11 protein-coding genes are annotated in these 15269 nt (G+C 54.6%); 6 read left to right on the top strand and 5 right to left on the bottom strand.

Annotation, left to right across the window (positions count from 1 at the left end; translation table 11 throughout):
- Positions 1–18: 18 nt before the first annotated feature.
- The 5 genes from SD69_RS00085 to glnA all read right to left on the bottom strand — a co-directional run bounded on the left by SD69_RS00085 (position 19) and on the right by glnA (position 6284).
- A complete protein-coding gene (locus tag SD69_RS00085; protein WP_041521576.1) occupies positions 19–1368 on the bottom strand; it encodes an alanine/glycine:cation symporter family protein in 1350 nt (449 codons plus the stop codon).
- A 110-nt stretch (positions 1369–1478) separates the two neighbouring features.
- Positions 1479–2903, bottom strand: a complete 1425-nt coding sequence (gene glnG, locus SD69_RS00090) for a nitrogen regulation protein NR(I) (protein WP_041521577.1) — start codon at positions 2901–2903, stop codon at positions 1479–1481.
- Entirely contained in the window at positions 2890–3993 is a 1104-nt protein-coding gene (gene glnL / locus SD69_RS00095; RefSeq protein WP_041521578.1) for a nitrogen regulation protein NR(II), read from the bottom strand. Before glnL ends, glnG begins: the two co-directional genes overlap by 14 nt.
- 218 nt (positions 3994–4211) lie before the next feature.
- The gene (locus tag SD69_RS17895; protein WP_052480754.1) at positions 4212–4751 is read right to left on the bottom strand and encodes a DUF4124 domain-containing protein; all 540 of its coding nucleotides are present in this window, start codon (positions 4749–4751) and stop codon (positions 4212–4214) included.
- Positions 4752–4880: 129 nt separating this feature from the next.
- The gene (gene glnA / locus SD69_RS00105; RefSeq protein ID WP_041521579.1) at positions 4881–6284 is read right to left on the bottom strand and encodes a glutamate--ammonia ligase; all 1404 of its coding nucleotides are present in this window, start codon (positions 6282–6284) and stop codon (positions 4881–4883) included.
- Between the two features lie 366 nt (positions 6285–6650).
- Here glnA and thiI point away from each other — a divergent pair, with 366 nt between their 5' ends.
- The 6 genes from thiI to SD69_RS00140 all read left to right on the top strand — a co-directional run bounded on the left by thiI (position 6651) and on the right by SD69_RS00140 (position 15268).
- Positions 6651–8132 carry a tRNA uracil 4-sulfurtransferase ThiI gene (thiI, locus tag SD69_RS00115; RefSeq protein ID WP_041521581.1) on the top strand — a complete coding sequence of 494 codons (1482 nt, stop codon included), beginning with the start codon at positions 6651–6653 and terminating at the stop codon, positions 8130–8132.
- Between the two features lie 2 nt (positions 8133–8134).
- Positions 8135–8596 carry a hypothetical protein gene (locus SD69_RS00120; RefSeq protein WP_041521582.1) on the top strand — a complete coding sequence of 154 codons (462 nt, stop codon included), beginning with the start codon at positions 8135–8137 and terminating at the stop codon, positions 8594–8596.
- Positions 8597–8737: 141 nt separating this feature from the next.
- Positions 8738–10561: a translational GTPase TypA gene (gene typA / locus SD69_RS00125; protein ID WP_198144030.1), complete on the top strand. Its 1824-nt coding sequence runs from the start codon at positions 8738–8740 to the stop codon at positions 10559–10561.
- A 242-nt stretch (positions 10562–10803) separates the two neighbouring features.
- A complete protein-coding gene (locus tag SD69_RS00130) occupies positions 10804–12147 on the top strand; it encodes a glycoside hydrolase family 2 TIM barrel-domain containing protein (RefSeq protein WP_041521583.1) in 1344 nt (447 codons plus the stop codon).
- A 118-nt stretch (positions 12148–12265) separates the two neighbouring features.
- On the top strand, positions 12266–13003 hold the full coding sequence (locus tag SD69_RS00135; RefSeq protein ID WP_041521584.1) for an alpha/beta fold hydrolase: 738 nt from the start codon (positions 12266–12268) through the stop codon (positions 13001–13003).
- Positions 13004–13144: 141 nt separating this feature from the next.
- Positions 13145–15268 (top strand): BCCT family transporter, encoded by a 2124-nt coding sequence (locus tag SD69_RS00140; RefSeq protein WP_041521585.1) that lies wholly within the window; start codon positions 13145–13147, stop codon positions 15266–15268.
- The last annotated feature ends 1 nt before the right edge of the window (position 15269 follow it).

Raw genomic sequence — 15269 nt, forward strand, 5'->3', positions numbered from 1 at the left:
TCCGTCATCCGTCATCCGTCATCCGTCATCTTCCTGCCGTGCAAAATACTCTTTAGCAGCCTGCATTATGCGCGGTGCAAGTACTAGGGCCGAGATCATAGTGGGTATGGCCATGGCGGCATACATGGCGATTAAAAAATTAAAAATAACCCCTACCGAGCCAACACTACCTGCGATAATCAGCAGGCCGTAGGCCCACACATAATGATGTTGATGTTGAGCGCCAATTAAAAAGCCCAAGCATTTACTGCCGTAGTACCAAAAGGTCATGATGGTGCTAAGGCTCAAAAAAATCACCATAACCGTTAACAACAGTGGGCCCCAGTTGCCGTAGGTACTGCTAAAGGCGTTGGCGGTGAGTGTTACGCCACCGGCCTCGGTGCCCTGCCAGACGCCAGTTATAAGAATCACCAACGCGGTACAAGTGCAGACGATTAAGGTATCGATTACCGGGCCTGTCATGGCGACCAGCCCTTCGCGTACGGGCTCGTTGGTGCGCGCGGCGCCGTGGGCCATGGATTCTGTGCCAATACCGGCTTCGTTTGAAAACGCGCCGCGACTAACCCCAACCTGAATCACTGTGCCTAACGCGCCGCCAGCCACCGCCTGGCCGGTAAATGCGTCTTGAAAAATTAAGCCAAAGGCGGCCGGGATGTCGCTTACGTGAGTTACCAGAATACCGGCGGTCATTAGCATGTAGCCGATCACCATGCTCGGCACTAAACGAGAAGTTACTTTGCCTACGCGTGGCAGGTTGCCACTGATAACCGCGAGCACCAACAGTGCGGCGATAACGCCGACGATTAAATCAAAACCAAAGTGCGATTGCTCGCTGGCCAGTTGCAGCGGGTAAGCGACCGAGGTGCGCAACATGGCCACCAGCTGATTAATTTGAAACACTGGTTGAGTGCCGCACAAACCAGCAAAGGAGAAAAATATCGCCAGTGGTAGCCAGCGTTTGCCCAGCCCTTCGCGTATGACATACATTGGGCCGCCCTGTAACGCCCCCTGGCTGTCATAACCCCGATACATAACAGCCGCAGTACCGGTAAAAAACTTGGTGGCAATACCGACAACGGCGGTGAGCCACATCCAAAATACAGCACCCGGGCCGCCGGCGGTAATGGCGAGCGCCACACCGGCAATATTGCCGAGTCCGAGCGTGCCCGACAGGGCGGTGGTGAGGGCCTGAAAATGACTCAGCGTGCCTTTATCGTTGCTGTTGTCATAGCGGCCGGTGAGAATCGCAAAGCCGTGGCCAAAGTGGCGGTAGGGAAGGGCGCGGCTATAAATAAGAAAAAATAAACCGCCACCTACCAGCAGTAAAATTAGGGGCGTACCCCACATAAAGCTGGCGAATCGCTCCATCCAGTTAGCCACGTAATTGCTCCCGTTAATAAATGTACGGGATATACCCTAGCATGGTCACGGGGAACGGGGAACGCCGGGCCATCTGAGTAGCCCGGCGTAATGCAGGTTTAGTTGTTAGCTTCTTCAGCGCCGGCCATGCCCAGCTCTTTGAGTTTGCGGGTGAGGGTGTTGCGGCCCCAGCCCAACAGGTTGGCAGCGTCGCGCTTGCGGCCTGCGGTGTATTTCAGGGCTGTTTCGATCAGCGCTTTCTCAAACGTGGGTACGGCTTCGCTGAGTAGCTGGTGGTGACCCCGTGCCAGCGCTTGGTCGGCCCAGTGACGCAGTGCTTTCTCCCAATCATCAGCAGGTGCGTTGCCCTCTTTGTTATCCATCAGTTCGGGGGGTAAGTCTTCGGTGTGAACTTCCCGGCCCGATGCCATGACGGTAATCCAGCGGCAGGTGTTTTCTAATTGGCGTACGTTGCCGGGCCACGCCAGGCTGCACAAAAACTCTTCGGTTTCTGGCAGTAAAATTTTGGTGTCGACGTTTAGCTCGCCCGCGGCTTTTTGCAAGAAAAACTGTGCCAGCTTGGGGATGTCTTCACGGCGTTGCGACAATTTCGGGATGTGAATCCGGATCACGTTCAGGCGGTGGAATAAATCTTCGCGGAACGAGTTTTCGGTGACCAGGTTTTCTAGGTCTTGGTGCGTAGCGGCAATAATCCGCACGTCGACTTTCACCGGGGTGTGGCCACCCACGCGATAGAACTCCCCGTCGGCTAAAACTCGCAGCAGGCGCGTTTGAGTCTCGGCGGGCATATCGCCAATTTCATCCAAAAACAGCGTGCCGCCATTGGCTTGCTCAAAGCGGCCCTGACGCTGGGTCGCGGCACCGGTAAAGGCGCCTTTCTCGTGACCAAACAGCTCGGACTCCATTAAGTCTTTGGGGATAGCCGCCATGTTAAGCGCGATAAATGGTTCGTTGCGACGTGGGCTGTGGCGGTGCAACGCACGCGCTACCAGCTCTTTACCGGTACCGGATTCACCATTTATGAGCACGGTGATGTTCGATTGCGACAGGCGGCCAATTGCGCGAAACACCTCTTGCATAGCCGGCGCTTCGCCGATAATTTCGGTATCGATCTCGACGGTGTCTGGATGGCTGCGCTCGGACTTTTGTTCTTCGGCGTGCGCTAAGGCACGTTGCACCACGGCCACGGCCTCGTCGACGTCAAAGGGCTTGGGGAGGTATTCAAACGCGCCGCCTTGATAGGCCGCCACAGCACTGTCGAGGTCGGAGTGGGCGGTCATAATAATAACCGGCACGGTTGGGTGATTGGCGTGTAACGTGGATAGCAACCCCAAGCCGTCGACGCCAGGCATACGGATATCGCTGACGATGGCGTCGGGCACTTCGCGGTTTAGCTGGCCAAGGGCCGCATCACCGGAGTCAAAGGTGCGGGTTTCTATATTGGAACCTTGCAGGGCTTTCTCTAAAACCCAGCGGATAGAACGGTCGTCGTCAATGATCCAAACTCGATTAGACTTCTGCATGGCGGTTTCTCATTGGTGTTGAGTTTGTGTTGGAGGCGGCCATTGGCAAAAACAGCGAAAAGCGGGTTTCGCCTGGTTCACTGTGGCACTCGATTAGCCCCTGATGTTGATGTATTAAATGCTGTGAGATGGTTAGCCCGAGGCCGGTGCCTTCGGCGCGCCCCGATATCATCGGGTAGAAAATTTGTTTGGCCATGTCGTCGGGAATACCGGGGCCGTTATCAATCACCTCAACATGGGTGACCAATGGGTGATGTTGCCGGCCAATGGTAAATTGGCGGCGCACCCGGGTGCGTAACGTCAACGCCGGTGCCAATGTTTGGTTTTCGAGCATTGCCTGCATGGCGTTGCGGGCGATATTGAGCAGAGCCTGAATCAACATCTCTTTGTCGCCGTGCATGTCCGGTATGCTTGGGTCGTAGTCGCGCACGATGCGAATCGCATCGTCGCTCTCGGCGCGGATCATAGTGGCGACGCGCTCTAACACCTCGTGGATGTTTAAATCACTTTGCTGCGGCAACTGATTGGGGCCGAGCATACGATCAACGAGGTTGCGCAGCCGGTCGGCCTCGTCGATGATTATGTTGGTGTACTCCGTAAAGGTGTCGCCCGGTAGCTCGCGTGCCAACAATTGCGCCGCACCGCGAATTCCACCCAGCGGGTTTTTAATCTCGTGAGCCATGCCGCGAATTAAGCCGCGGGTGGTTTCCTGGCTTGAGGTCATCATCTCTTCGCGGGAAATTCTCAACAGCCGATCGATGGGTAAAATCTCGATCACCAGACCGTCATTGTTGGTAAAAGGCGTTACGGTGTAATCCACCGTAATTTGTTCGCCATTCAGTAGCTGCCATTCGGCATGACGTTTGGTGTAGTGATCGGCGTTACGCGCCGCTTGCAGTAGCTCGCCCGCGGTGTCCGCTGACTCGTGAAAGAAGTGAGTAATAGCCTCACCCTGACAGCGCTCACAGCTGATCGACAGCAGCACCTCGGCGGCCGGGTTCATGTGGCACAGCTGCAGGTGACTGTCGAGCAAGATGATCGCCGTGCTCAGGCTGTCCAGCAGTGGTTTGTGTATATCTTGGGGCGTCACGTCGGCTTACTACTCCAAAGACCGCGTTGCGGTGGTTGATATAGGTGCACTATGCAAATAGCGAACCAAAGCGAAAAAGCCCGAAAAACGGGCGTTATCGTCACAAATGCTTAAGTTACTTGTTTATTTTTGCACAAAAATAGTGCTTTTGCGTTAAAGAAGGGCGCAGTGTGCGCCCCCGAATGGGGTGTGACGCAATTTAGGGCTGGCCGCGGGCGTTAGTTGATCACTGAAGCCCGGTGAACATAAACAGTCACGGTATCACTCTTGGATAGCACCTTACCTTTGGCGGATTCTACCTGAGCATAGATTTTGTGCTCGCCGCGGTATATCTCGCGAATCGAGTAGTTGTTAACCGTGCCTTTGCCAAGCAGCTCGCCATCCATAAAGTAGGCGATTCGGGCGCCGTCTTGCAGTGGTGCCTGCAAGCTGACCGCGATAATTAAATCTCGCTGGCCTGGGGTTACGGTGTACTCGTCGGCGGGGCTGACAATGCGGATAGCGTAGTTGGGCCGGTCGCGCTCGGTCTGGCTGGGCGCTTCGGGTTCGGTAATCTCGATGGGCTTACCGGCGGGCATCACATTGGTGGGGCGCACCTCGATTTTTTCCGATTTGCCGCTTTTTTGCGCCGTGCCCGGATCGTCGGTATAGGTGACGTTGCCGTATTTGTCGACGGACTTGTACACCTCGGCCTGTGCGCTAGCCGCAAACATCAGCAGAGCGGCGATAAAGAGTTTTTGTCCTATATGCGGTTTCATGGTGCTGTCCTGCGATTAACCGTTCAGAGCTATAAGATAGCGTGTCGGCCGGCAAAGAAAAAGGCCCGATCATTGCTGATCGGGCCTTTTTGTGAGCATTGACACGCGGGCGTGTCGGGCTCGGGTGACTTACACGCTGTAGTAGAGTTCGAATTCTACTGGGTGTGGAGTCATTTGCAGACGCTGGATGTCGGCTTTTTTCAACTCGATGTAAGAGTCGATGAAGTCTTTGGTGAAAACACCGCCAGCTTGCAGGTACTCGTTGTCGTCTTCCAGCGCTTGCAGAGCTTGCTCCAGGCTTGAGCACACGGTTGGGATTTGTGCTTCTTCTTCTGGGGGCAGGTCGTACAAGTCTTTAGAGGCTGCTTCACCTGGGTGGATCTTGTTCTGAACACCGTCGAGGCCAGCCATCAGCAGTGCTGCAAAGCACAGGTATGGGTTGGCGGTTGGGTCAGGGAAGCGAGTCTCAACGCGCTTGGCTTTAGGGCTGGTGACAAACGGAATGCGGATAGACGCAGAGCGGTTGCGAGCCGAGTAAGCCAGCATAACAGGAGCTTCAAAGCCTGGAACCAAACGCTTGTACGAGTTGGTAGAGGCGTTACAGAAGGCGTTCAGTGAGCGCGCGTGCTTGATGATACCGCCGATGTAGTACAGGGCAGTTTCAGACAAACCAGCGTAGTCGTCACCGGCAAACTGGTTTACACCGTCTTTGGTGAATGACTGGTGTACGTGCATACCAGAGCCGTTATCGCCAATCAGTGGCTTAGGCATAAAGGTAGCGGTTTTGCCGTAGGCGTGTGCCACGTTGTGTACGCAGTACTTCAGGATCTGGACTTCGTCCGCTTTCTTCACCAGAGTGTTGGCGCCAACACCGATTTCACACTGACCAGCAGTGGCCACTTCGTGGTGGTGTACTTCAATTTCCAGGCCCATGGCTTCCATGGCGTTACACATTGCGCCACGCAGGTCGTTCAGTGAGTCAACTGGAGGAACGGGGAAGTAGCCGCCTTTAACGGTTGGGCGGTGGCCGGCGTTGCCGTCTTCAAAGTCGTCGCCAGAAGACCAGGCGCCTTCTTCTGATTTGATTTTGTAGAATGCGCCGCCCATTTCAGAGGCCCAGTGTACGCTGTCAAACACAAAGAACTCAGGCTCGGGACCAAACAGGGCGGTGTCACCCAGACCGGTAGACTTCAGGTACTCTTCAGCGCGCAGGCCGATAGAGCGTGGGTCGCGATCGTAGCCTTGCATGGTGGTAGGCTCAACGATGTTACAGCGAATAATAATAGTCGCGTCTTCAGAGAATGGATCGACGATAGACGTTTCGTCGTCTGGCATCAAAATCATGTCTGATTCGTTAATGCCTTTCCAGCCGTTGATGGATGAGCCATCAAACATTTTGCCTTCTTCAAAGAAGTCGTCGTCGATGGTAGATGCAGGAATGGTTACGTGCTGTTCTTTACCGCGAGTGTCGGTAAAGCGCATATCTACCCAGCGAGCTTCATGTTCTTTGATCAGATCCAGTGTTCTAGACATCGAGTGCCTCCAGTTTGTAATAGCCAGCAGGGCTACGGTCGTTAATAATCAAACTTATTTGAAAATACGTGGTAGCGCATTTTCGGTGCTTGCTCGCCGCGCTGCAAGCAGCTTGGCGAACAAACATATTTTTGTCTCTGGCTAAGGGCAAGAAGTATGCCACCGCTCCGGCTGCCAGTGTAGCACGGCAAATGCGCGCCTGAAGCACAGAAAGTGAGTTGCCCTTGCTTTTGTGTGCGCCAATTTGGTGCGGCACCGGCTTGGGGTTGCACAAGCTTGGTGCGATGGTGTTTGGGCGAATTTTGTCTCGCCTTGCTCCATGCATTATAATGTTGCGCCATTACCCCGCGCTTACAGTAGGCTTTCATGCATTTCATCGTCAAGGTTTTCCCAGAAATAATTATCAAGAGCCCGCCGGTTCGCAAACGCTTTATTCGTCAGTTGCGCGACAACCTGCGCTCACTGTTGGCGGGCATTGATCGCGATATCAAAGTGCAGCGCGATTGGGAAAAAATCGAAATTACCGCGGATGATTCCAGCCTCGATGAGGCGGCCCGGGCGCAGCGTGAAGCGCAGGTGGCCGAAGTGCTGTCGCGCACCCCTGGCATCGGTAATTACCTGCATGTGGTCGAGTACCCGCTGGGTGATTTGCACGATATTTACGAGAAAACCCTGGCTAACTGGGGCGACTCGCTGGCCGGACGCACCTTTTGCGTGCGAGTAAAGCGCAGCGGCAATCACGATTTTACCTCCACCGAGATCGAGCGCTATGTGGGTGGCGGCTTGGCGCAAAATACAGAGAATGCTGGCGTGGCGCTGAAAAAGCCCGATGTCACCGTGCGGCTGGAAGTAAAGCAAGAGCGGCTGTTTGTGGTAGCGCGTCAGTGTCAGGGGCTGGGCGGCTATCCACTGGGCTCACAGGAATCGGTGTTGTCGCTGATCTCTGGCGGCTTTGACTCGACCGTGTCCACCTACCTCACCATGAAGCGCGGTATTCGCACCCACTTTTGCTTTTTTAATTTGGGTGGGCGCCAGCACGAGCTTGGCGTTAAAGAGGTGGCCTACTATCTGTGGCATAAATATGGTGCGTCGCACCCGGTTAAGTTTGTCACCGTGCCTTTTGAGGGGGTGGTGTCCGAGATATTACAGCACGTGGATAACTCCTATATGGGGGTGGTGCTTAAGCGCATGATGCTGCGCGCCGCCAGTGCCGTGGCTGAGTCGGCCAAGTTGCCGGCGCTGGTAACCGGCGAGAGTGTGGCGCAGGTGTCGAGCCAGACGCTGCCCAACTTGAGTGTGATCGACCGGGTCACCGATACGCTGGTGCTGCGGCCGCTGATTACCATGGATAAGGGCGAAATTATCGATATCTCGCGCACCATTGGTACCGAAACGTTTGCCGCGAGTATGCCCGAGTACTGCGGGGTCATTTCCGTTAAGCCCACTACCCGGGCGCGGCTCGATAAAGTCGAGCAGGTAGAGTCGAAGTTTGATTTTGACGTGCTCGAGCGCGCGATCGCCGAGCAAGTAACGGTGGATGTGCGCGAGCTGGCCGAGACTATCGACGATGGCGCCACGGCCGAGGTAGTAGAAGTATTGCCTGCGGGGGCGGCTGTGGTGGATATTCGTCACCCCGATGAAGAAGAATTGAAGCCCCTGTTAATCGACGGAGCTGAAGTGTTGAAAATTCCGTTTTACACACTCAATAATGCCTTGGCGCAACTAGAGGCCGGACGTCAGTATTACCTGTACTGTGAGAAAGGCATCATGAGTCAGCTGCACGCCTCCCACTTAGTGGACGACGGCCACGCCAATATCGGTGTGTATCGCCCTCAGGGTGCGCTCTAGCTGTGCCGGCTAAGACGCCGTTGCGCCAATTGCTTGCGCTGCTGGCGCTAGCTCTGGTCATAGTGGCGCTATCGGTCGCCTCGACGCTGTATGTATTGGATGTTCCGGCGGGGCAATTTGCCGGTAAGGTGGGCCGCTCACTGGGGCTGCGTTATTACCACGCCACCATGACGGACGCTCAGCTCAACTGTGAAAAAAAGCTGAATACCAGCTTTAAAGATCGCATCAGTGTGATGCATGTGGACAGCTACAGTAGCCGCTTGTCGGCCGATGGTGAGTTGTACAAGATTTTTCTGGAGGCGGATGTTTACCCCGATAGCGCCCGTCAGGGTAAGCCGCGCGAGCTATTTGTCAGCTGTTTTGTGTTTGCCGGCAGTGGCAAAATCGAGCGCTTTCAGTACGCCGGCGACGGCGAGCCGGTGCGCGGCGTTGACGGGGAAGGTACCAATGCCTTCGGTTTATAGCACTAATTCACCATTGTTTGTCTGATTTCTGATCTTTTTGATTCCTGCCGGCGCACTTGATAGGTATAATGCGCGCCTTTTCAGCGCTATCGCCCTTGCTAAGGGTACGCTGCCATTTCTATCGCACCCGAGAGCATTACAGTGACCAGCCAATCTAAAATCGCAAATTTGCGAAATATCGCCATTATCGCCCACGTTGACCACGGCAAGACGACCTTGGTGGACAAGCTACTGTCGCAGTCCGGCACTCTCGATCGCCGCGACGAAGGCGCCGAGCGCATCATGGACTCTAACGATCAGGAGCGTGAGCGCGGCATTACCATCCTGGCCAAAAACACCGCGATCCAGTGGAACGACTATCGCATTAATATCGTCGACACCCCCGGGCACGCCGACTTTGGCGGTGAAGTAGAGCGGGTACTATCGATGGTGGACTCGGTATTGCTGTTGGTTGACGCCGTTGATGGCCCCATGCCACAGACGCGCTTTGTTACCAGTAAAGCGTTTGAGAAGGGTCTAAACCCAATCGTTGTTGTTAACAAGGTCGATCGCCCCGGCGCGCGCCCTGATTGGGCTGTGGACCAAGTGTTTGACCTGTTTGATCGCCTGGGTGCCACCGACGAGCAGCTCGACTTTCCGATCATTTACGCCTCGGCCCTAAACGGCGTTGCCGGCTCCGAGCCAGATGATTTGGCCGACGACATGACGCCGCTGTTTAAAATGATCACCGAGCACGTAAAAGCTCCCGACGTTGATATCGATGGCGATTTCCAGATGCAGATCTCGGCGCTCGATTACAACAGCTACACCGGCGTTATTGGTATTGGCCGCATTTCGCGCGGTAGCTTGTCGCCCAACCAGCAAGTGGTTGTGGCCAAGCGTGAAGGCGGTACTAAAAAAGCCAAGGTGCTGCAGGTGATGGGTTACCACGGTCTGGAGCGGGTTGAGACGGATCGCGCAACGGCGGGTGATATCGTTTGTATTACCGGTATCGATGGCCTGGGTATCTCCGATACGCTGTGTAGCCCTGATAATATCGATCCGTTGGTGCCGTTAACTGTAGATGAGCCCACTGTTAGCATGACCTTCCAGGTAAACGACTCGCCGTTTGCCGGTAAAGAAGGTAAGTTTGTGACCAGCCGTAATATTCGCGAGCGCCTTGATCAAGAGCTGATCCACAATGTGGCGCTGCGGGTAGTGCAGGGCGATAGCCCTGACAAGTTCGTGGTATCGGGTCGCGGTGAGCTGCACTTGTCGGTGTTGATTGAAAACATGCGCCGCGAAGGCTTCGAGCTGGGTGTGTCGCGCCCAGAGGTGATTCAGCGTGAAGTGGATGGCGAAATCCACGAGCCCTATGAAAATGTTGTGATCGACGTAGAGGAACAACACCAAGGCTCGGTCATGGAAGAGCTGGGCTTGCGCCGCGCGGAAATGACCAACATGGAGCCAGACGGCAAAGGCCGCGTTAAGCTTGAGTTTATCATTCCGTCGCGCGGGCTGATTGGTTTTCGCGGCCAGTTCCTGACGCTTACCTCCGGCTCGGGCATCATGACCAGTATTTTTGATCACTACGGCCCGGTGAAGGGCGGTGAGATCATCAGCCGTCACAACGGCGTGCTGGTTTCTATGGTTAAAGGTAAAACGCTGGCGTACGCGCTGTTTACTCTGCAAGATCGTGGCCGTCTGTTTTTGGGTCACGGCGCCGAGGTGTACGAAGGCCAAATCATTGGTATTCACTCACGCGATAACGACTTGAGCGTTAACCCGACTAAGGCTAAACAGCTGAATAATATTCGCGCCGCCGGTACCGATGAGGCGCTGACCCTGTCGCCGCCAATTCGCCACACGCTGGAGCAAGCGCTGGAGTTTATCGAGGACGACGAGCTGGTCGAAGTGACCCCCGAATCAATCCGGGTGCGTAAAAAGCTGCTGACCGAGAACGAGCGTAAGCGCGCTAAGAAGTAAGTACGACTTTGCGCATTGGTGATGCACCAGGCGTCACTCCAAAAGCCCTGCCAAGTGCAGGGCTTTTTTGTGGGCGGTTTTTATTGCGCCCCGCGTGGCTGCTAAGCGCTAGCTGCTTGCGTGTTTTGGGTGCAATTGGGCAGAGGTGGTTAATGTAGCGTCCCACTTTTGTGGCCGTGTGTTAGTGGGCCGCAAACGCTGCCAGAGTTTGGTCTGATGGGCAAAAAACCATGAGGCTTACTATGTATAAAAATATCATGATAGGGGCAACACTACTGGTTGCCGCCGCGGGCGCATCCACGACGACTCTCGCCTCATCCGAGCCGGCCACCGTGGCACACGTTGAGATCGTCAAGCGCGATGGCGCCTACCAGTTGATGGTTAATGATGCCCCATTTGCGGTTAAGGGCGTGGGGTTAGGCGGCAATGCCCAGGGCAGCTTAAGTATGCTTACCTCGGCTGGCGGCAATAGCATACGTACCTGGAGCGCACGCAACGCGGAAGCGGTATTACAAGAGGCGGCGGACGAAAACGTGATGGTTGCGCTGGGCTTTGATACCGATAAGGAGCTGCACGGCTTTGATTACAACGACGAGGCCGCCGTAAAGGCGCAATTTGAGCGTTTTAAGCAAACCGTACAGCGCTATAAAAATCACCCCAATTTATTGGCCTGGGTGGTGGCCAATGAGCCCAACCTGTTGTTTAACGACGATGGCAGCTTAAAAGACGTTAACCCCAAGGTGTATCAGGCTATCGGCGAAATGATTGACTACATCCACCGCGAAGACCCCAACCATCCGGTGACTTACGCGTTTGCCGGCGCACCCGAGCGACACATCAAAACCGCCATGCGGTACACGCCCAACGTCGACTTTATTTCGTTGCAGCTATACGGCGATGTGGGCGACTTGCCCGAGATTATTGCCAAACTCGATATCGACAAACCGTTTATGGTGACTGAGTACGGCGCTATCGGTCACTGGGAGCGCCCGACGACCGAGTGGGGTCGTGAGATTGAAGAGCCCAGCGGCGTTAAAGCGGCGAGCTTTGCCGAGCGTTTACACAGCGCTTTTGACGGTAACCCCAGCGGTAAGGTGATAGGCTCGTTCGCTTTTTTATGGGGGCAAAAGCAAGAGCGCACGCCCACCTGGTACGGCATGATCAACGCCGATGGCAAACCCAATGCACGGGTTGACGAATTAACCCGCTACTGGAGCGGCGAATACCCCGCTAATCGGGCACCGCGCGCGCAGCAAATTACCTTAAATGGTAAACAAGCCATCTCTAGTGTTTATGTTGAGCCTGAGCAAACATTGGTTGTACAGGTTAAGGTGGAGGACGAAGACGCGTTGCGCTACGAGTGGGAGCTTTTAAAAGAAGTAGATGTACGCAGTCAGGGCGGCGCCTTTGAGCAAAAGCCCGATGCTATTGAGCTCGATGTCGTCAGCCAGCAAAAAGACACCTTGACCTTTCGCGCTCCGTCGCAGGCGGGGGACTACCGTATTTACTCTTACAGCTACGATGGCAAGGGTAAAGTGGGTAACGCAAACTTCCCCTTTTATGTAAGGCCCAGCGCGGCAGATTAATACACCGCAAGGCTCGTTCGCAGATTCGCAACAAACGCCCGCCCTTACCTCGCGTGACGGCGGGCTTTTTTGTCGTTAGGCTTAAGCCCATCAGTTATACGCGGACAGGGAGGCGGTTATGCATTGGGTTTTGCTGCGGGGCTTGGGGCGCGAGTCCGCCCACTGGGGAGCGTTTAGCGCGCAGTGCGAGGCGCAGCTGGGGGAGCCGTTCCTGTGTTTGGATGTTCCCGGTAGTGGTGTGCACTACGGGCAAGTGTCGCCCGATACCATCGGCGCTATGCGCGAGTTTGTACAAGCCCAGCTGGCAAAAAAGCTACCGCCCGACGCACCGATAGCCATTGTGGGTTTATCCATGGGTGGCATGTTGGCACTCGACTGGGCACTGGCCGAGCCGCAGCGTGTGCGTCGGTTAGTGCTTATTAATTCCAGCAGTCGGCTCAGCCCCTTTTGGCACCGTCTACGCTGGCGTAACTGGGGCTCGGTTGCGGTGGCATTGTTTGATCGTCGTATCCCCCGTTGCGAGCGCCGTATCTTACGTATGGTGAGCAATAGCGCTGCTAATCGAGACGCGCTGTTGCGTAAGTGGGTGACAATCCAAACTCGCCGCCCGGTGAGTAAGTCAAACTTGCGGCGCCAATTGCATGCCGCCAGCTGTTATCAGGTAAACCAAGCGCCAACGCCAGCGACGCTGGTGTTGACCAGTCGCGCCGATCAGATGGTGTCCTGGCATTGCTCAGAGGCGCTAGCGCGGTATTTACAGGCAGACATGGCAATACACCCCAGCGCCGGACACGACTTGCCTGTGGATGCGCCTGAGTGGGTGCTCGACCAAATTCAGCAGTGGAAAAGCTCGTGATGAAGGAGTTAACGGCGAGCCGTTGCGGCGCTTGAATGCCTTTGGGGCTCCGTATGGGGATGCAGGTGTCGCTCGAGCCTGCTAGGCTATAGAGGTTTGTGGGGGAGTGTGCCCCAAACCATTAACCCATCGGAAGGATCTATGACTGAAGATGCCGTAAAGCGTGGCGCCGGCTCCACGGTGCTGATTCCTGTTTTTATTCCCGCTGTTATTGTTATTTTTTTGCTAGTAGTGGGCACCATCAGTAACCCGGATCTCGCCGGTAAATTATTCGACACCACACTTTCTTATATCACCGAAACCTTCGGTTGGTTTTATATGTTGTCGGTGGCTTTCTTCCTGGTGTTTATTGTCGGTATTGCCATGACTAAGTGGGGCAATATTAAATTGGGCCCCGACCACGCTGACCCGCAGTATAGTTTTCCCTCTTGGTTTGCCATGTTGTTCTCTGCCGGTTACGGCATCGCGTTGCTGTTTTTTGGCGTGGCAGAGCCAGTGTTGCATTACGCATCACCACCGGCAGGGGCCGCTGAAACGGTCGGCTCGGCCAAGCAAGCCATGCAGATTGCGTTTTTTCACTGGGGCTTTCATATCTGGGCGATTTACGGCTTGGTGGGCCTGGTGCTGGCGTATTTTGCTTTTAGGCACGGCCTACCGCTGTCTATTCGCTCGGCGCTGTATCCGCTAGTGGGCGATAAAATCTACGGCCCTATTGGTCACGCCGTGGACGTTTTTGCCATTTTGGGCACAATGTTTGGTATTGCCACCACGTTGGGTTTATCGGTTACGCAAATTAATGCCGGCATCAACTATCTTTGGCCGCAAATACCGGTGAGCATCAATGTGCAGCTTATTACCATTGCTTGCATCACGGGTCTGGCAATTCTATCGGTAGTGGCCGGGATGGATAAGGGCGTAAAGCGCTTGTCGATTTTGAATATGGTGCTCGCCATTTCACTGATGTTGTTTGTCTTTATCGTGGGGCCATCGGTTCATATCCTAGAAACTTTTTTGCAAAATACCGGTAGCTATCTGAACTTTATTGTCGAGCGTACTTTTAATTTAGAAGCCTACTCACGCAGTGATTGGATAGGTAACTGGACGCTGTTTATTTTTGGCTGGACCATTGCTTGGGCGCCTTTTGTTGGGCTGTTTATCGCGAAGATCAGCCGTGGCCGCACCATTCGAGAGTTTGTGGTGGGGGTTATGCTCGTGCCCTCGCTGTTTACTTTTTTATGGTTCTCGGTGTTTGGCGATACCGCACTCAATGAAATTATGAACGAGGGCTACACCTCGCTCATTGGAGAAGTGCAAAATAACCAGGCCATCGCGCTGTTCAAGCTCTACGAAGTATTGCCGCTGACGTCGATCGTCTCGTTTATTACCGTACTGCTTATTATCACCTTCTTTGTCACCTCGTCGGACTCGGGCTCTCTGGTAATCGACTCACTGGCCTCGGGTGGTGCGATGCACACACCGGCTTGGCAGCGGGTTTTTTGGGCCAGTGCCGAAGGTTTGGTTGCCGGCACGCTCTTGCTGGCTGGCGGTTTGGGTGCGCTGCAAACTATGACGATTGCCAGTGCATTACCCTTTAGCATCATCATGATTATCTCGGCGGTTGGTATGTGGCGTGCATTGGTGATTGAAGGGCATCATCAGAGCAGTTTAAAAACCGACATACATACGCGTTTTACTGGCACCAATGGACGCGGCCTATGGCGTCAGCGGCTACACGGGCTGGTGACCTTCCCCAAGCGCGATGAAGTGCTGGAGTTTATGGATACCACGGTGAGTAAAGCCATGCACCGGGTAGAGCGCGAGTTAGTAAAAGAGGGGTGGGATGCTCAGGTCCAGGCCGATGATGAAAATCAGCGTATTTACCTGGAAGTTGTTAAAGATGAGCATGTGGATTTTATTTATGAGATTCGCCTGCTGGATCACGCATTGCCCGACTATGCGTATCCCGAGATGCCGCGTAATGATGACGAGCAAAAGCATTATTATCGCGCCGAAGTATTTTTGCGCCGTGGCGGTCAGTCGTACGATGTGTATGGCTTCGATCAGCAGGATATCATTACCGACATTCTCGATCAGTTTGAAAAACACCTGCACTTTTTGCATATCTCTACCGCGAGTTTGCCCTGGCGTATGGAGGAGCACGACGATATGTTGAGCACACCGCCAGAGCCGCCGGAAGAAGAACCAGATGTTCACGCCGGTGAACCATCGGCCAAAGATAAAGATCCCGCTAATCCATCGAGCTAGG

This window comes from Gilvimarinus agarilyticus, assembly GCF_000832015.1.
Lineage (GTDB): Bacteria > Pseudomonadota > Gammaproteobacteria > Pseudomonadales > Cellvibrionaceae > Gilvimarinus > Gilvimarinus agarilyticus.

Bases quoted from the DNA above. Each gene is read 5' to 3' on its own strand.
- SD69_RS00085 (WP_041521576.1), bottom strand. From the start codon at position 1,368: ATGGAGCGATTCGCCAGCTTTATGTGGGGTACGCCCCTAATTTTACTG.
- glnG (WP_041521577.1), bottom strand. From the start codon at position 2,903: ATGCAGAAGTCTAATCGAGTTTGGATCATTGACGACGACCGTTCTATC.
- SD69_RS17895 (WP_052480754.1), bottom strand. From the start codon at position 4,751: ATGAAACCGCATATAGGACAAAAACTCTTTATCGCCGCTCTGCTGATG.
- glnA (WP_041521579.1), bottom strand. From the start codon at position 6,284: ATGTCTAGAACACTGGATCTGATCAAAGAACATGAAGCTCGCTGGGTA.
- thiI (WP_041521581.1), top strand. From the start codon at position 6,651: ATGCATTTCATCGTCAAGGTTTTCCCAGAAATAATTATCAAGAGCCCG.
- SD69_RS00130 (WP_041521583.1), top strand. From the start codon at position 10,804: ATGTATAAAAATATCATGATAGGGGCAACACTACTGGTTGCCGCCGCG.
- SD69_RS00135 (WP_041521584.1), top strand. From the start codon at position 12,266: ATGCATTGGGTTTTGCTGCGGGGCTTGGGGCGCGAGTCCGCCCACTGG.
- SD69_RS00140 (WP_041521585.1), top strand. From the start codon at position 13,145: ATGACTGAAGATGCCGTAAAGCGTGGCGCCGGCTCCACGGTGCTGATT.